Raw genomic sequence first — 15,441 nt, forward strand, 5'->3', positions numbered from 1 at the left:
ATGCCACGGCGTACGACATCGGCGCCGCGCGTGGAATGTCGCGCTTGCTGCCGGGCGTACTCGCCGCGATCGCGGTGCCGGGAGCGCAGCCGTCTGCGGTGCGTTCTCTCCGGTCGAAGTGGTCAACCCTACCCGGCCCTGGAACATTCCCCGAATCGTGTCCCGCGCCGGGCCGGCGGTCAGTAGCCGGCGTCCTGGTCCACCACGTTCCGTAGCGGCTCCCCGGCCGTGTACCGGGTCAGGTTCTCGACCATGATGTCGAAGCCGCGCGCGCCGGTGCCGGGACTGGTGGCCCCGTTGTGCGGGGTGATGATGACGTTCTCGAGATCCCAGAACGGGCTCTCGGGCGGGAGCGGCTCCTCGGCGTGGGCGTCCAGCCCGGCGCCGGCGATGATGCCCTCGCGCAGCGCCGCCAGCAGGGCGTCGTCGTCGGCGATGCCGCCGCGGGAGAAGCAGATGTAGAACGCGGACGGCTTCATCGCGGCGAACTCGGCCGCCCCCAGGAGGCCGCGGGTGGAGGGTGTGTACGGGGCGGTCATCACCACGAAGTCGCTCTCGGCGAGCAGGTCGTGCAACTGCTCGACGGCGTAGATCCGGTCCACGTTGTCGGCGCCGCCCGGGCGGGGCGTGCGGGCCAGGCCGACCACGCGCATGTGGCAGGCCTTCGCCTTCGCGGCCAGATCCATGCCGCTGTGGCCGAGGCCGATGATGCCGACCGTCGACCCGGCGAGCTCGCCGTGGGTGAACCGCTCCCAGCGGCGCTCGCGCTGGGCCGCGAGCCACCGGAGCGCGTCCCGGTTCAGCATCAGCATCAGCATCAGGGCGTGCTCGGCGAGTGGGACCGCGCCGTTCCCGGCCGCCGAGGTGATCGTCAGTCGTCGCTCGAGCACCTCCGGCGTGAGCAGCGCGTTCACCCCGGCCGCGGCGCCGTGCACCCAGTCCACGTTCGGGAACGGGTCCAGGTGGGCCGGCCCGCCGGCGCCGAGCACGGCCCGGACGTGCGCCGGGTCGAAGTCGGCGCCGCCCGCCGTCGGGTCGGAGTGTGGCGCGAACCAGAGCGGCCGGCCGGCAGCGGCTGTGACCAGCCGCTCGCGGCGCTCCGGACCGTGCTCGCCCAGCACGAGAATGGCCGTGTCCTGCATGCCTACCCCTTCAGTCCGGTGGTCGTGATGCCCCGGATCAGGTACTTCTGCGCGAACGCGAAGAACGCCATGATCGGGATCAAGGAGAGTACCGACATCGCGAGCAGCATGCCGATCCCGCTGTTGGACTCGGCGTCGACCATGGAACTCAGGGCCACCGGCACCGTGAACACCGACTGGTCGGTCAGGTAGATCAGCGGCGTGAAGAAGTCGTTCCAGGTCCAGATGAACGTGAAGATCGTGGTGGTGACCAGGGCCGGGCGCATCAGCGGGAAGATGACGTACCAGAACGTGCGGAACGGCCCGGCGCCGTCGATCGCGGCGGCCTGGTCGAGCTCGCGGGGGATGCCCCGGATGAACTGGACCATCAGGAAGATGAAGAACGCGTCGGTGGCCAGGAACTTCGGCAGCACCAGCGGCACGAACGTGTTCACCAGGTCGAACTGGGAGAAGATGATGTACTGCGGGATCACCAGGACGTGCATCGGCAGCATCACCGAGACCAGCACGATCCCGAAGTAGGCGTTCCGGGCCTTGAAGGTGAGCCGGGCGAGGGCGTACGCGGTCAGTGAGCAGGAGAACAGGTTGCCCACGATCGAGCTGATCGTGACCACGAACGAGTTGCCGTAGAACACCCAGAACGGGCGGGTCAGCGAGTTCCAGCCGGCCACGAAGTTCTCCAGCGTGAGCTCCTCCGGGATGAGCGGACCGGTGAGGATCTCGCTCTCCGGGGTGAACGCGCTCGTGACCATCCACACCAACGGGTAGAGCATGAACGCGACGAAGACCAGGAGGCCGGCGTGCCTGGCGACGGAGCGGGCCCGCCGGCGCGGCCGGCGCCGGGGCGGGGCGCCGGCCGCGGGTCCGGTGGTGGGGGCGGTGGGCGCGACGAGGTGTGTGGTCATCATCAGTCTCCGTAGAACACCCAGTACTTGGACAGCAGGAAGTGCAGCGCGGTCATCGCACCGATGAAGACGAGCAGGACCCAGGCCAGCGCCGACGCGTAGCCCATGTCGAATGCGGTGAAGCCCTGCTGGTAGATGTACAGCGTGTAGAAGAGCGTCGAGTCCACTGGACCACCGGAGCCGCCGCTGACCACGTGCGCCTGCGTGAACGCCTGGAACGCCCCGATCGTCTGCAGGATGAGGTTGAAGAAGATGATCGGGGTCAGCAGCGGCACCGTGATGGAGCCGAACTGGCGTAGCACCGAGGCGCCGTCGACCCGGGCGGACTCGTACAGCTCCTCCGGGATCTGACGCAGGCCGGCCAGGAAGATCACCATCGGCGAGCCGAACGTCCACACGTTCAGGATCACGAGCGTCCCCAGGGCCGTCTGGGGGTTCTGCAGCCAGCTCGAGCCCTCGATGCCGACCAGGGCGAGGGCCTGGTTGATCAGGCCCGCGTGGCCGAACAGTTCCCGCCAGAGCACCGCCACGGCGACGCTCGAACCCAGCAGCGAGGGCAGGTAGAACGCGCTCCGGTAGAACGTCAGCCCCCGCATGCCGCGGTCCAGGATCAGCGCGAGCAGCAGCGCGAACGCCAGCTGGAGCGGCACCGAGACCAGCACGTAGGTGAGGGTGACCCGCACCGACTGCCAGAACCGGTCGTCGGCGAGCATCCGCTCGAAGTTCGCGATCCCGATGAACTCCGGGGTGGACAGGATGTTGTAGTCGGTGAACGCGAGATAGAGGGAGGCGAGGGTCGGCAGGGCGGTGATGCCGATCAGCCCCACCAGCCAGGGCAGCATGAAGACGTGGGCCGCTCGTCCCTGTCGGTTCAGGCGGCTCTTGCGCCGGTTCGGCGCGGTTGCGGTGGCCATGGTCGAGTTCCGGTCCCCGGCCGTTCAGGCCGCGCGGTCGATGGCGGCCTGGAGCTCGTCGATCATGGCCGTCGCGGCGTCGATCGTGGTCGACTGCTCGAGGGCCACCTGCTCGGAGACCCGGGTGAGGATGGTGCGCCACGTGCTCGACCCGGCCGGCGCCTCGTAGCGCGGATTGCGCTCCAGGGCCCGGTCGTGGGCGACCGCGTCGAGCATCTGCTGCTCGTCCGGCGAGGCGAACTCGGTGACCTCCTGCGCCACCCGGGGGTTGACCGGGGCGCCCATGGTCAGACCGGTGATCCGGAGGGTCTCGGTGTTGTTCACGCTGTAGTTCAGGAGGGTTCCGGCGGCCTCGAGGCTGCCCTCGTCGATCTCTCCGTAGACCGCCAGGCGTGGGGTGTAGAGGTAGGGGTGCCCGGGCGTCGCGTCCGCGGCCACCGGCATGTTCCGGAGTTTGAACGTGGCCTCGGGAAAGAACTGGGCGTCGTCGATGATGTGGTTGGAGTTCCCGAAGTAGCTCAGCACCCGCTCGCCGATCAGGGCCCAGTCCGCGCCCACGCCGTCCTGCTCCGAGATGGACGGGGCCGCGCCGTTGACGCGGAGGTTCTCCCAGAAGTCGAGCCAGCTCGCGATGCCGTCCGCGGTGAACCCGATCCGGCCGTCCTCGGTCCACAGCAGTTCGCCGCGCTGACGCAGCCAGGCCTCCAGGGTGAGGTCGTGGTCGGGGCCGTAGTTGACGGCCCAGTTGCCGTTCGGGTTGTTCGCGGCGTAGTCGATCGCGAACTCCGTGAAGCCGTCCCAGGTCCAAGCCTCACCCTCGGGCAGACCGACGCCGTCCGCCTGCGCCATCGTCTCGTTGTAGCGCAGCACCGGCACGAAGATCCCGAGGGCCATCGTGTTGTGCACGCCGTCCAGGCGCAGGCCGTCGATGTCCGCCTCGCTGTAGTCGTCGAGGTCGAGGGTGCTGACGCCCTCCAGGTCGTGGAACAACCCGTTGGCGTAGTACGTCATCACCTGCGCGGACGGCACCCAGAACAGGTCCGGGACGTTCTGCGCGGCCATCTGCGTGGTCATCCGCTCCTGGAAGGCGGTGTACTCGGCGAACTCCGTCTCGATCGTGATCTCGGGGTGGTCGTCCATGAAGGCGTTCAGTGCGTTCGTGTAGTTCTCCTGGCGGACGTTGTTGCCCCACCAGGCGTAACGCAGCGTGGCCGAACCGCCGCCGTCCGTGCCTCCACCTCCGCCGCCACCACCGCTGCCGCCGCCCACGCCCGAGCAGGCGGCTGTGGTGCCCGCCAGCCCTGCGGCGGCGGCGAACTTCAACAGGTTCCTACGGCTCATCTCACGCATCGCTGCGTCTCCCTCGTCGTTGAAGGCGGCCCCGTCGTCGGGGTCGTCCGGTTGATCTGATGCTAGTTTCGGAGCACTTGCCAGTCAATGCACCAAGACAACTCGTATGACAATTACTCGAACGACAACTACGACCGGTCGATCAGGAGCACCTCGAACCTCCCGACCTCCGGCGTGGTGATCCGGATCCCACCCTCGGCAGGCTGCACCGGCAGCTCCAGGTCGGCCACCAGTGCGCGGGCCCGCGGCAGCGGTCCCGACCAGGGCAGCGTCAGCTCGACCGGTGCGACCGGAATCGGGTCGAGGAAGCGCTGGACCGCGTCGCCGCTGCGGTTGAGCAGGTGCACAACGGTGCCGGCGGCCGAGCGGCCGCGGATCACCTGGAGCTGCTCCGGGAGACCGGCGCCGACCGGGCGGGCGCCCAGGGCGCGGATCCTGTCGGCGACCTCGTCGCGGACGGCGCGAAGGCCCTGCTCCCGGTAGACCCGCCCGACGGTCCAGGGCAGGTGGGCCACCGTGCCGCCGCCGACCGTGCGTTCGGCGTAACCGGGGTGGTCGGCCTCGGAGTGGCCGTAGCACTTCTCCGGTGGGCCGTACGGGGCCCGGCCGAGCGTCGGCAGCGCGACCGACGCGTCCGGGTGCGCCTCGATGACGTGCAACGCCCCGATCACGGGCGCGGGCCGACCCCAGGGGTGCCCCGACGGCGTGGCGCCGTCGAGGCGCACGTAGGCGGCGCGGGTCGCCTCCACGGAGGTCAGGCTCGCGAGGTGGCGCCGCACCGGGGAGGCGGCCAGTTGCCCGGCGCCCGCGGCCAGCGCCGACGAGCCGGTCGCGAGCACGGATCCGCCGGCGGCGACGAACGCGTCCAGTGCGGCCACGGACTCCGCGGCGAGTTCGCCCAGGTCCGCCAGGACCACCACGCGATACCCGCCCAGCGAGCCCACGCCGTCGGCCCCGGAACCGAGGTCGGCGAGCCTGGTGCTGCTGACCACGTCGAACGGCAGGTGGGACTCGGTCAGCGTGAGATAGAGGCCCTCGAACTCCGAGCGGACTCCCTCGGCGAGGGCCGGCCCGACCCGGTCACCCCGGACCAGGAGCACGTCGGCGTCCGGTCGCAGCCGGGCGTAGACGTCCGCATGGTCGCGGTGGAACCGGGTGATCTCGCCGGCGACCGCGATGTTCGCGTACGGGCTGTCGCTCGGGCGGCCCATCACGTAGGTGGACGGCACGGCGCCGTGGGCGATCGCCTGGAGGAGGAACTGGGCGAAGTGGTTCGGCTCCTCGCCGGCGAGCCGGTAGGGCATGTCCACGAAGCCGACCGAGTTCACGAGCACCGGAACCTGTGGCCGGTAGGCCTTCGCGGCTGACACGTGCTCAGCGGTGAGGTGGTGCCAGAGCGGGCGGCCGACGCCGTTGTTCGCCTCGTGGAAGACGATGTCGGCGCGGTCGCCGAGGATCAGCGCCGCGGTCGGGGCCAGGGAACGGATGTGGGCCCGGAGCCGGGCGGTGAGATCGTCCAGGGTGAGGCGGGCGTAGTCCTGCCAGGTCCGATAGCCGGGGGAGGCGGAGTCCTGTGGCAGCGGTGTCCCAGGCGCGAACCCCTCGAACCCCTTGTGACAGGCCAGGCAGTGGCACACGCCCCAGTAGGTGCGGGAGTAGTCCAGTTCGTTGAAGGACATCCAGTTCAGGAAGAACCCGGCGATGTCGTAGCGGGTGAGCACCTCCGTGATCACCTCGAACACCCGCTCCTGGTAGTACGCGCCGCTCGGGCAGACGCTGACCAGGCCGTTGTAGACCTGGTTCTCGCCCTGAGCGTTGACGAACAACCACTCCGGGTGCTCCTCGGCGCGGCGCCGGTCCACCTTGGAGAAGTCCATCCGGCCGAGCACCCGGATGCCGCGCACGCCGGCCGCGGCCACGGCGTCGCCGACCAGATCCCCGGACACCCGCCCGGCCAGAGCCGGGTTCGCGGTCTGGCTCGGCAGCGCCGTCGGGTAGTTCGAGATGATCCCGCCCACGGACAGCAGCCAGACGTTCGTGCCGAACTCCTCCAGGAAGTCCAGCACCTCGGCCACGTCCAGATCGGCGTCGATCTCGCGCAGGTTCGTCTGGAACGTGCGGAACGGCGCGCGCCACCACTCGGTCCCCGGCGTCGTGTCCGTCTGTGTGGGCTGGGTGGCCAGGGCCGCTCGGCCGTTCGGGGCGGTCACGTCGTGCTCCGTCCGGCCGCACTGCCGAGCACCCGGTGCAGCGCGGAGTGGTCGGACTCGCCGAGCCCCTGGGCGATCGCGGCGTTCATGAACTCGTGCGCGGAAGCGGTGTGCGGCAACGGCAGATCCATCGCTCGCGCGGCGCCGAGGGCGAGGCCGAGGTCCTTGCGGTGCAGCCGGATCCGGAAACCGGGCTCGTGGTGGTGGTCGATCATCCGCTGGCCGTGCACCTCGAGGATGCGCGAGGAGGCGAAGCCGCCCATCAGGGCCTCCCGTACCACGGCCGGGTCGACGCCCGCTGCCTCCGCGAACGTCAGGCCCTCGGCGACGGCCTGGATGGTCAGGGCGACGATGATCTGGTTGGCGACCTTCGCGGTCTGGCCGGCGCCGACGTCACCGACGTGGGTGATGGTGGCGCCGAGCACCTCCAGCAGCGGGGTGGCCCGCTCGAACGCGGACGCGGGCCCGCCGGCCAGGATGGTCAGCGTCCCGGCGCGGGCACCGACCTCGCCGCCGGAGACCGGGGCGTCGAGGTACTGCCCGCCGGCCCCGGTGATCCGCTCCGCGAAGGATCGGGTCGCGACCGGCGAGATCGAGCTCATGTCGATGACGAGGGCGCCGGGGCGCAGCGCCGCGGCGACGCCGTCCGTCCCGAACAGGACCTCCTCGACGTCCGGGGTGTCCGGGAGCATGAGGATGACGGCGTCGGCCTGGCCGGCCGCGTCCGCGGCCGAGCTCGCGCGGCGCCCGCCGGCGCCGACGAGGTGCTCGGTGGACTCCTTCACGCGGTGGAGGTGGACGGTGTGGCCGGCCGCGATGAGGTTGGCCGCCATCGGGGCGCCCATGACGCCGAGTCCGATGAATCCGATCTGCACTGTGGGTCTCCTTCGGGTGAGGGTTCGGTCGGTCAGGGCTGCTGCGGCCCGGGCCGGGCGTAGGTCCAGGTCAGGTGCGCGACCTCGAGGACGTCGACGGCGGGCACGCTCACGTGCACCCTGCCGTCGGCGACGTGGGCAGGTGCCCAGGTGTCGGCGAGCACCAGCCGGGCCGTGGCGCCGGTGGCGCCGTCCGGTAGCGCCACCGAGATCTCCTGCGGCGGCAGCGGGATGGTCTCGCGGTTCTGTCCGCGCATGGCCATCGGGTTGTTCAGGTTCACGAGGGCCACGGCCATCGACGTCGCGTCCGTGCGGACGGCCACGTCCACGAATCCCTGGCCCTCGATGCGCACCCGGGGTTCGCCGCCGAGCGCCCAGGCGACGGCATTGCGGATGAGCCGGGCGTGGTCGTGCTGCATCGCGGCCCAGAGGATCTCGCCCACGTTGAACGCCAGGTACACGCTGCGCCCACCGCCGGGCTGCTCGCGGCAGACCACCGCCGCGGAGCCCTCCCCGCCACGGGGATAGACCTCCTCCATCGGCAGGTCCGGGTAGTCCGGCACGAACCGGAACGGGACCGTGGTGACGTCCGCACCGGCGGTGCCGGCCGCCGTCGGGATCTCGATCGGTTCGACCCCGACCAGGCGGGTGCCGCCGACCACCCGGGTGGCCCCGTCGAAGCCGGCGGCGAGGGGGTGCTGCGGGTCGAGCGCGATGTAGTTGTTCTTGACCGGCCCACGCGGTGCCTGCGTGAGGCGGACGCCGAGCACGTCGCCGAGGGCGAGCTCGGTGCCGTCGCCGTCGGTCACGAGGGAGGACTCGTGGGCGGCCACCAGGCTGCCCCCGCCGGCCACCCACTCGCGGATCACGGCGCAGTGCGCGTCGGACAGGGCCCGGCAGTTCGGCAGGATCAGGACCCGGTACGGGGCGAGTCGTTCGAGCGTGAGCTCGGTGTCCGCGAGGTAGTCGAACGGCACCCGGGCCTCGACGAGGGCCTGGTAGAAGCCGTCCTCGTCGACGCTGCCGGCGGTGTAGCCGGCCCACGGGTTCGTCGGGTCGAGTCGGACGTTGTCGAGGATCGCGACCTCGCTCGTGATCGCCATCCCCTCGAAGACGCCCGCGACGCGCTCATGCAGACCGAACGCGTCCACGATCGGTGCCACCCAGCGGGTGTCGAACACGTTCGCGTTGAACTTCGTGTACCAGGGCAGGGCGCCGTGCACGAACCCGTCGGCCATCCAGGTCACGATCTCGTGCGGGTCTGCCACCGAGTCCTTCCACCGGTACTCGCCGTGCTCGGGGCCGACCGACGTGATCAGCGCGACCGGACGGTCCGGGAACATGCCCCGGCTGCGCTTGCCGATCCGCCCCGACCACCACAGTGCCTCGTTCTCGGAGCGGCCCTGCTTGTCGATGAAGAACATCGGGTACCGGTCGTCGACGAGGTCACGGACCAGGTCCCGGGTCAGCATCGCGCCGCGGTTGGGGATGAACCGGGCGTGCGGTCGGACCTCGCGCACCGCGTCGTCCCAGAGGACCACGAGCTCGGACAGCTGCCGGCTGCGCCAGGCGGTGTAGGCGCGCCAGGCCGGGTCGGTGCGGTCCTGCGTACGCGGCAGGTGCAGGCCGGTGTCGTCGAAGAACCGGCGCTCGGCCGCCTCGGAGTACGAGATAGCCGACGGTCCCTCCCACCGGTTCGCGAACACGGCGTCCACGTCGTAGTCGCGCACGATCTCACGGGCGACGTCGGTGATGAACTCCCGGTGGTAGGTGCTGAACGGGTCGGTCAGCCAGATGTCCGGGAACGCCCAGTGCGGGATCGGGTTGCCGTCGGCGTCGCGGGCGAGCCACTCGGGGTGGGCCTGCGCGGCATCGGCGTGGATCGCGTGCGGGTCCACCCGGGCCATCACGTGCATGTCCAGTTCCCGGGCTCCGGCGACCAGATCCCCGAACGGGTCGGTGTTCCCGAGGTGCCTGCTGCGGTAGTGGAACGGGATCCGGGTCGGGTAGAACGCCATGTACCCGCCGGCGCTGAGGCAGAGCGCGTTCGAGCGGGACTGGCGCATCACCGAGATCCAGAACTCCGGGTCGAAGTGCAGCGGATCGTCCTCGACGAAGGTCAGCTGGGTCCACCGGGTGGCGGTCCGGAACCAGTCCAGCGATCGCGCGGTGGTGGGGCCCTGCGGGATGGGGTCGAGCCCGGGCTCGTGATCCGTCGTCAGCATCGTTGCGACCTCTCGTTCGGCGTGCTCGTAGTATTGTCTGACAAGATAGCAAGTACAACATGTACTGCCTAGAGTCTTGGAGTGTGAGACGTGCAGCACCTCGGCTACGACCTCAGTGCCAACGTGTCCCTGTTGTGGACCGAGTACGACTATCTCGACCGGTTCGCCGCGGCGGCGGACGCCGGCTTCGCGTTCGTGGAGACGTGGTGGCCGTTCCCGGCTGCCGAGCCCACCGTGGCGCAGGAGGCGGACCTGCTCCGGTCGATCGAGGCCGCCGGGGTGCGCCTGCGCGGGCTGAACCTCTTCGCCGGGGACATGCCCTCCGGCGAGCGGGGGATCGTCACGAACGCCGCGCGGCGCCCGGAGTTCATGGCGAACCTGGCGGCTGTCACCCGGATCGCCGAGGCCACCGGGTGCGACCGGTTCAACCTGCTCTACGGCCAGTTGACGGACGACGAGGATCCGACGGCGCAGCACGCCGCCGCGCAGGAGGCGGTCGCCATCGCGGCCGCCGCGTTGGGCGAGGGCGGCGGCGTGGTGCTCATCGAGCCTCTGGCCGCCGGGCTGAACGGGGCCTACCCGCTGCACACCCACGAGGACGTGATCGCCCTGCTGGACGGCCCGTTCGCGGGCGTCGCGGGCGTCGGGCTGCTGTTCGACACCTTCCACCTGGCCATGAACGGTGTGGACGTGGTCGCGGCGGTGGAGCGGTCCGGGGCGCGGATCGCGCACGTGCAGATCGCCGATGCCCCCGGCCGGGGCGAGCCCGGATCGGGCGATCTGGCCTGGGACGAGGTGTTCGCGGCGCTGCGCGCGGCGGGCTACGCGGGGCCGGCCGCCGCCGAGTACCGGCCCACCGTGCGCACGGAGGACTCCCTGGCGTGGGTTCGCCCGTGAGCGGTGGTGGCATCCCCTACAGTGGCTCCGGACGGCGGGGTGGCCGATCCCTAGACTCGTCTCATCGTCAGACAATCTCCCGAGGTGATCGCATGAGCTCAGGGCAGTTCCAGCTGGGTCCGTCCTCGCTCACCGATGCCCTCTACGAATCGGTCCGCAGCCGCATCATCAGCGGTGACATCGCCCCGGGCGAGAAGCTGACCGAGCAGCGGATCGCCGACGACTACCGGGTCGCGCGTCCGACCGCGAAGGCCTGCCTCGAGCGGCTCACCGCGCTCGGGCTGCTGCGCCGCTCCGCCCACAAGACGGCCGTCGTACCCGAGCTCGACGAGCAGGACATCACCGACCTGTTCTTCACCCGCGAGATGTTCGAATGCACCGCCGCGGACCGCCTCGCCGAGGCCAGGACGGTTCCGGACGCGGCCCGCAAGGCCCAGGCCGCGATCGAGTCCGCAGTGCGCGCGAAGGCGTTCGACGACCAGGTGGTCGCGGACATCGAGTTCCACTGGGCGCTCATCAACGCCGTCGACAGTCCGCGTCTGTCCCGGGTGTACGAGATGGTCAGCGGGGAGGTGCACCTGACGATGGGGCAGTTCAAGGCGCACCGGCGCACGACGCCGTCGACCGTCGCGGCCGAGCATGCCCTGATCCTGAAGGCGATCGAGGACGGCGACCGGGCCGGGGCCCGCGAGCAGATGGCCCATCACCTGCAGGGGGCTCGGGACCGGGTGCTCGCGCAGGTCATGGCCGCCCGCGAGGAGGCCCCGGCCTGAACAGGGCCCGATCTGGCCCGGTCCACCGGGATGACCCGGCTTGCATGTCGGGCGCGCCTGGGTGACGGTGGAACGACCAGGGCGCACGCGTGTGGTTCACCGCTGCCGTCAAGCGTCACCATCGAAGTCACGAGAGGGAGCACTCATGCTCACCCTGACCGAGAACGCCCAGACCGCCATCAGGACCATCGCCACCGAGGCCGGCCTGCCCGAGCGCGGGGGAGTGCGGATCGCCATGGCCGAGAGCGGCACCGAGCTCCAGATGGCTCTCGCGCCGGAGCCCGCTGCCGGGGACGACGTCATCGAGGACGAGGGCGCGCGCGTGTTCGTGCCGACCGAGACCTCGGCACTGCTCGCCGAGCAGGAACTCGACGCCGCCACCACCGAGCAGGGCACCGGCTTCACGCTGCGCCAGCAGGCCTAGACGCCGCACCGACACCCCGGCCGGTCTCCATGCGCATGCAGGCGAGACCGGCCGGGGCCGTCGGGTCGGTCAGGAGTTGCCCGCCGCGCTCGTGAGCTTCTCCATCACCTTGTTGATGGTGAACGAGGCAGGCTCCTGGCGCGGTGGGAACTCCAGGAATGTCTGCAGCATCTGCGCCACGTACGCCTGCGCCGGCACGAACAGGAAGATCCGCGACATCATCCAGTCGTAGTAGGTGTTGGACGTGCGGTCCGCGCGTTCGAACGGGTCCGTCCGCAGGTTGAAAAGTTTCGGTGCCCGCAGTTCCACCCACGGATCCAGCCACACGGCGAGCGTCCCCTCGGTGCGCTGCTCCAGGAACACGATCTTCCAGTTGTCGAAGCGCAGCGCGGTCAGGTCGCCCTCGTCCGACACGTAGAAGAAGTGGTTGCGAGGGCTCTTCTCGGCGGCGCCGGTGATGTAGTCGAGTTGGTTGTGGCCGTCGAGTTGCACGTGGTACTCGGTGCCGTTCAGCTCGGTGCCCGCGGCGAGGCGGTCGGCGATGTCCGGATCACCGGCCGCGGCGAGCAGGGTCACGAACCAGTCGTTGTGGCTGACGATGCCGTTCAACGTCGTGCCGGCCGGGATGTGCCCGGGCCAGCGCACCATCGCCGGCACTCGGTAGGCGCCCTCCCAGTTCGAGTTCTTCTCGTTCCGGAACGGGGTCATCGCGCCGTCCGGCCAACTGTTCATGTGCGGGCCGTTGTCCGTGGAGTACATGACGATCGTGTCCTCGGCGAGGCCGAGCTCGTCGATCAGGTCGAGCAGACTGCCGACGACGTCGTCGTGGTAGAGCATCGCGTCGTGATACTCCGACTGCCAGCGCCCGGCGCGCCCCTTGTCCTGCTCGCGCACGTGGGTCCGGAAGTGCATGTGGGTGGCGTTGAACCATACGAAGAACGGGGCGTCGTCCTCCGCCTTGGCCCGGATGAAGTCCGCCGCAGCGTCGCGGAACTCCTCGTCGCAGGTCTCCATGCGCTTCTTGGTGAGCGGGCCGGTGTCCTCGATCCGCTGGGTGCCGTCCCCGTTCGCCCAGGAGTGGATCACGCCGCGCGGGCCGAACCGGTCGTGGAAGTTCGGGAAGTCCTCGGGTGAGGGGTAGTCCGGGTGCTCCGGCTCCTCCTCGGCGTTCAGGTGGTAGAGGTTGCCGAAGAACTCGTCGAACCCGTGCATCGTCGGCAGGAACTCGTCCCGGTCTCCGAGGTGGTTCTTGCCGAACTGGCCGGTCGCGTACCCCTGCGCCTTGAGCGCGGTGGCGATCGTCGGGTCCTCGGCGCGCAGGCCGACGTCGGCGCCCGGCATGCCCACCTTGGTCAGCCCGGTGCGGTACGGGTTCTGCCCGGTGATGAACGCGGCGCGGCCCGCCGTGCAGCTCTGCTCACCGTAGTAGTCGGTGAACTTCACCCCCTCGTCCGCCACCCGGTCGATGTTGGGGGTCCGGTAGCCCATCAGACCGTCGGAGTACGTGCTGAGGTTCGTGAGGCCGATGTCGTCGCCCCAGATGATCAGGATGTTCGGCTTGTCTGCCATCGCGTGCTCCCTCGGATCAGCGGCGGGAAGGTCCCACGGTGATCGAAGCACGGCGGCCTGCGGCACAGATCATCCGTCCGGGGTGAGCCCGGGGACGGCGGCCACTCCTAGCGTCGGAACCGACGGCAGCGAGTGGCCGTCCGACCGAAGGGACCGAGACGTGCCCGATCTGCCCGATCTGCCTTCGTGGCGCGCGACGCCCACCCGCGCGGCGATCGAGGACTTCCTCGCCGCCGTCACCACCGAGGGCGGCCCCGACTTCGTCCCGCCCGAGCGCCGCGTCGCCGTCTTCGACAACGACGGCACGCTCTGGACCGAGAAACCGATGCTGGTCCAGCTCCACTACCTGCTCGAGCAGTGGAAGGTCGCCGCCGAGGCGGACCCGGCCCTCGCGACGACCCAGCCCTACCAGGCCGCGGTCAGCGGCGATCTGGCCTGGCTCGGCGCCGCGGTGGACAAGCACTACGCCGGGGACGACGCGGATCTCGGCCTGATCATCGCCGCCGTCTCCGCTGCGAGCGCCGGATCGAGCGTGGAGGAGTACGAGGCCTCGGTGGCCGCGTTCTTCAGGGACGCCCGCCACCTGACCCTGGACCGGTCCTACGCCCACACCGTGTACCAGCCGATGGTCGAGCTCGTCCGGTTGCTGGACGCCCACGACTTCCGGACCTACATCGTCTCCGGTGGCGAGCGCGACTTCATGCGACTGATCGCCCAGGACTACTACGGGATCCCGACGCAGCGGGTGATCGGCACCGCACTCGGCCTGGAGTACGACGCCGAGCACAACGTGGTGCGCTACAGGAGCGCGCTGTCCTTCTTCGACGACGGGCCCGAGAAGCCGGTACGGATCTGGACCCGCACCGGGCGGCGCCCGATCCTGGCCGTGGGCAACTCCAACGGCGACGTCCCGATGCTCCGGTTCGCCCAGGGCAACCCTCGGAGCCTGGCGCTGCTCGTCAACCACGACGACGACACCGAGCGCGGCGACCAGCCCTACGCCAAGGGCGCCGAGAAGGCGATCGAGGCAGCCGGCGTCCACGGGTTCACGGTGATCAGCGTGCGCGACGACTGGTCCCGGGTCTTCCCGCCCGACGACGCCCAGGACTGAGGCGACCGGACCGCCCCCGGCGACCCCCGCCGTCGGGCCGGGATGCTCAGGCGTCCTTCGCGCAGCGGAAACCGATGTGCGACATCCCGGTGTCCTCCGCCTGCGGTGAGCGGGCGGCGGGCCGGAACCGCAGGCAGTACTCCGGCGAGCAGAGCTGGGAGCCGCCCTTGAGCACCCGGCGGGGAATGTCGATGCCCTCCTGCTTGCTCGCCGCCGCGAGCAGGTTCGTGCGCTTGCCGGGGTCCACCGGCTTGTCCGAGAGGCGCAGGTGCCGGGGCGTGTAGAAGTCGGATGTCCACTCCCAGACGTTGCCGATCAGGTCGAACAGTCCGTAACCGTTCGCGGGATACGACCCGACCGGTGCCGCGTCCCCCACGCCCTGGTTGTCGTACGGGAAACGCCCGAGCCACGTGTTCGCCTGCGCGACGCCGTCCGGATAGGGCTCGTCGCCCCACGCGAACCGTTGGCCGTCGTTGCCGCCGCGAGCCGCGTACTCGTGCTCGGCCTCGGTCGGCAGCCGCAGGCCGGCCCAGGTCGCATACGCCGTGGCGTCCTCGAAGCAGACGTGGATGACCGGGTGGTTCTGCCGGTCCTCGACACCGGAGTCCGGCCCGAACGGCCGGCGCCAGTACGCCCCGGGCTGCCAGCGCCACCAGTTCCGCCAGTTCCGCAGGTCGACCGGGCCGGTGGTCGGCGTGAACACCATGGCGCCCGGGACCAGGTCGGCGGGGTCGGCGCCCGGGAAGTCCTTCGGGTCCAGCTCCCGTTCGGCGACGGTGACGTACCCGGTCGCCGCGACGAACCGGGCGAACGCGGCGTTCGTCACCTCGTACCGGTCGATCCAGAACGGCGCGACCTCGCGCTCGTGCACCGGCCGTTCGTCGGGGTAGAACTCCTCGGACCCCATCAGGAAGGTGCCGCCGTCGAGGCGGACCATGTCGTGGCTGGGGACCGTCATGACCGCGGGGGCTCCTTCGGTGTGGGCGTCGCCTCGAGTCTATGGGCGATGCCCGACGGCGGTGGTCGCCGTTCGCGGGCGGCCCGCG

The 15,441-nt window shown here is 70.4% G+C and carries 13 protein-coding genes; 4 read left to right on the forward strand and 9 right to left on the reverse strand.

What is annotated here, in order from left to right:
• Positions 1 to 179: 179 nt before the first annotated feature.
• The 7 genes from EXU48_RS15180 to EXU48_RS15210 form a co-directional block, all read right to left on the reverse strand.
• The gene (locus tag EXU48_RS15180; RefSeq protein WP_133108533.1) at positions 180 to 1,142 is read right to left on the reverse strand and encodes a D-2-hydroxyacid dehydrogenase; all 963 of its coding nucleotides are present in this window, start codon (positions 1,140 to 1,142) and stop codon (positions 180 to 182) included.
• Between the two features lie 2 nt (positions 1,143 to 1,144).
• A complete protein-coding gene (locus EXU48_RS15185; protein ID WP_133108534.1) occupies positions 1,145 to 2,047 on the reverse strand; it encodes a carbohydrate ABC transporter permease in 903 nt (300 codons plus the stop codon).
• A gap of 2 nt (positions 2,048 to 2,049) precedes the next feature.
• Positions 2,050 to 2,961: a carbohydrate ABC transporter permease gene (locus tag EXU48_RS15190; protein ID WP_133108535.1), complete on the reverse strand. Its 912-nt coding sequence runs from the start codon at positions 2,959 to 2,961 to the stop codon at positions 2,050 to 2,052.
• Positions 2,962 to 2,985: 24 nt separating this feature from the next.
• Positions 2,986 to 4,311: an ABC transporter substrate-binding protein gene (locus tag EXU48_RS15195; protein WP_133108536.1), complete on the reverse strand. Its 1,326-nt coding sequence runs from the start codon at positions 4,309 to 4,311 to the stop codon at positions 2,986 to 2,988.
• Between the two features lie 128 nt (positions 4,312 to 4,439).
• Positions 4,440 to 6,521, reverse strand: coding sequence for an alpha-amylase family protein (locus EXU48_RS15200; RefSeq protein ID WP_207947769.1), 2,082 nt, complete (start codon positions 6,519 to 6,521; stop codon positions 4,440 to 4,442).
• Positions 6,518 to 7,396, reverse strand: a complete 879-nt coding sequence (locus EXU48_RS15205; RefSeq protein ID WP_133108537.1) for a 2-hydroxy-3-oxopropionate reductase — start codon at positions 7,394 to 7,396, stop codon at positions 6,518 to 6,520. Before EXU48_RS15205 ends, EXU48_RS15200 begins: the two co-directional genes overlap by 4 nt.
• A 32-nt stretch (positions 7,397 to 7,428) precedes the next feature.
• Positions 7,429 to 9,621, reverse strand: coding sequence for an alpha-amylase family protein (locus EXU48_RS15210; protein WP_133108538.1), 2,193 nt, complete (start codon positions 9,619 to 9,621; stop codon positions 7,429 to 7,431).
• A 90-nt stretch (positions 9,622 to 9,711) separates the two neighbouring features.
• On the opposite strand from EXU48_RS15210, the gene EXU48_RS15215 reads away from it, so the two are divergent.
• The 3 genes from EXU48_RS15215 to EXU48_RS15225 all read left to right on the forward strand — a co-directional run bounded on the left by EXU48_RS15215 (position 9,712) and on the right by EXU48_RS15225 (position 11,715).
• Positions 9,712 to 10,518, forward strand: coding sequence for a TIM barrel protein (locus EXU48_RS15215; RefSeq protein WP_133108539.1), 807 nt, complete (start codon positions 9,712 to 9,714; stop codon positions 10,516 to 10,518).
• 92 nt (positions 10,519 to 10,610) lie between these two features.
• Positions 10,611 to 11,291, forward strand: coding sequence for a GntR family transcriptional regulator (locus tag EXU48_RS15220; protein ID WP_133108540.1), 681 nt, complete (start codon positions 10,611 to 10,613; stop codon positions 11,289 to 11,291).
• Between the two features lie 145 nt (positions 11,292 to 11,436).
• Positions 11,437 to 11,715, forward strand: coding sequence for a HesB/IscA family protein (locus EXU48_RS15225; RefSeq protein WP_133108541.1), 279 nt, complete (start codon positions 11,437 to 11,439; stop codon positions 11,713 to 11,715).
• 69 nt (positions 11,716 to 11,784) lie between these two features.
• On the opposite strand, the gene EXU48_RS15230 is transcribed toward EXU48_RS15225, so the two are convergent.
• Positions 11,785 to 13,284 carry an arylsulfatase gene (locus EXU48_RS15230; protein WP_133108542.1) on the reverse strand — a complete coding sequence of 500 codons (1,500 nt, stop codon included), beginning with the start codon at positions 13,282 to 13,284 and terminating at the stop codon, positions 11,785 to 11,787.
• Between the two features lie 160 nt (positions 13,285 to 13,444).
• Here EXU48_RS15230 and EXU48_RS15235 point away from each other — a divergent pair, with 160 nt between their 5' ends.
• The gene (locus EXU48_RS15235) at positions 13,445 to 14,395 is read left to right on the forward strand and encodes an HAD family hydrolase (RefSeq protein ID WP_235857055.1); all 951 of its coding nucleotides are present in this window, start codon (positions 13,445 to 13,447) and stop codon (positions 14,393 to 14,395) included.
• Positions 14,396 to 14,441: 46 nt separating this feature from the next.
• On the opposite strand, the gene EXU48_RS15240 is transcribed toward EXU48_RS15235, so the two are convergent.
• Positions 14,442 to 15,332, reverse strand: coding sequence for a formylglycine-generating enzyme family protein (locus EXU48_RS15240; protein ID WP_133108765.1), 891 nt, complete (start codon positions 15,330 to 15,332; stop codon positions 14,442 to 14,444).
• Positions 15,333 to 15,441: the final 109 nt, after the last annotated feature.

This window comes from Occultella glacieicola (assembly GCF_004353825.1).
Taxonomy (GTDB): Bacteria; Actinomycetota; Actinomycetes; order Actinomycetales; family Beutenbergiaceae; genus Occultella; species Occultella glacieicola.

What these genes read in the sequence shown, in the direction of transcription:
- EXU48_RS15180 (WP_133108533.1), bottom strand. Translation starts at nt 1,142, where the DNA reads ATGCAGGACACGGCCATTCTCGTGCTGGGCGAGCACGGTCCGGAGCGC.
- EXU48_RS15185 (WP_133108534.1), bottom strand. Translation starts at nt 2,047, where the DNA reads ATGACCACACACCTCGTCGCGCCCACCGCCCCCACCACCGGACCCGCG.
- EXU48_RS15190 (WP_133108535.1), bottom strand. Translation starts at nt 2,961, where the DNA reads ATGGCCACCGCAACCGCGCCGAACCGGCGCAAGAGCCGCCTGAACCGA.
- EXU48_RS15195 (WP_133108536.1), bottom strand. Translation starts at nt 4,311, where the DNA reads ATGCGTGAGATGAGCCGTAGGAACCTGTTGAAGTTCGCCGCCGCCGCA.
- EXU48_RS15210 (WP_133108538.1), bottom strand. Translation starts at nt 9,621, where the DNA reads ATGCTGACGACGGATCACGAGCCCGGGCTCGACCCCATCCCGCAGGGC.
- EXU48_RS15220 (WP_133108540.1), top strand. Translation starts at nt 10,611, where the DNA reads ATGAGCTCAGGGCAGTTCCAGCTGGGTCCGTCCTCGCTCACCGATGCC.
- EXU48_RS15225 (WP_133108541.1), top strand. Translation starts at nt 11,437, where the DNA reads ATGCTCACCCTGACCGAGAACGCCCAGACCGCCATCAGGACCATCGCC.
- EXU48_RS15230 (WP_133108542.1), bottom strand. Translation starts at nt 13,284, where the DNA reads ATGGCAGACAAGCCGAACATCCTGATCATCTGGGGCGACGACATCGGC.
- EXU48_RS15240 (WP_133108765.1), bottom strand. Translation starts at nt 15,332, where the DNA reads ATGGTCCGCCTCGACGGCGGCACCTTCCTGATGGGGTCCGAGGAGTTC.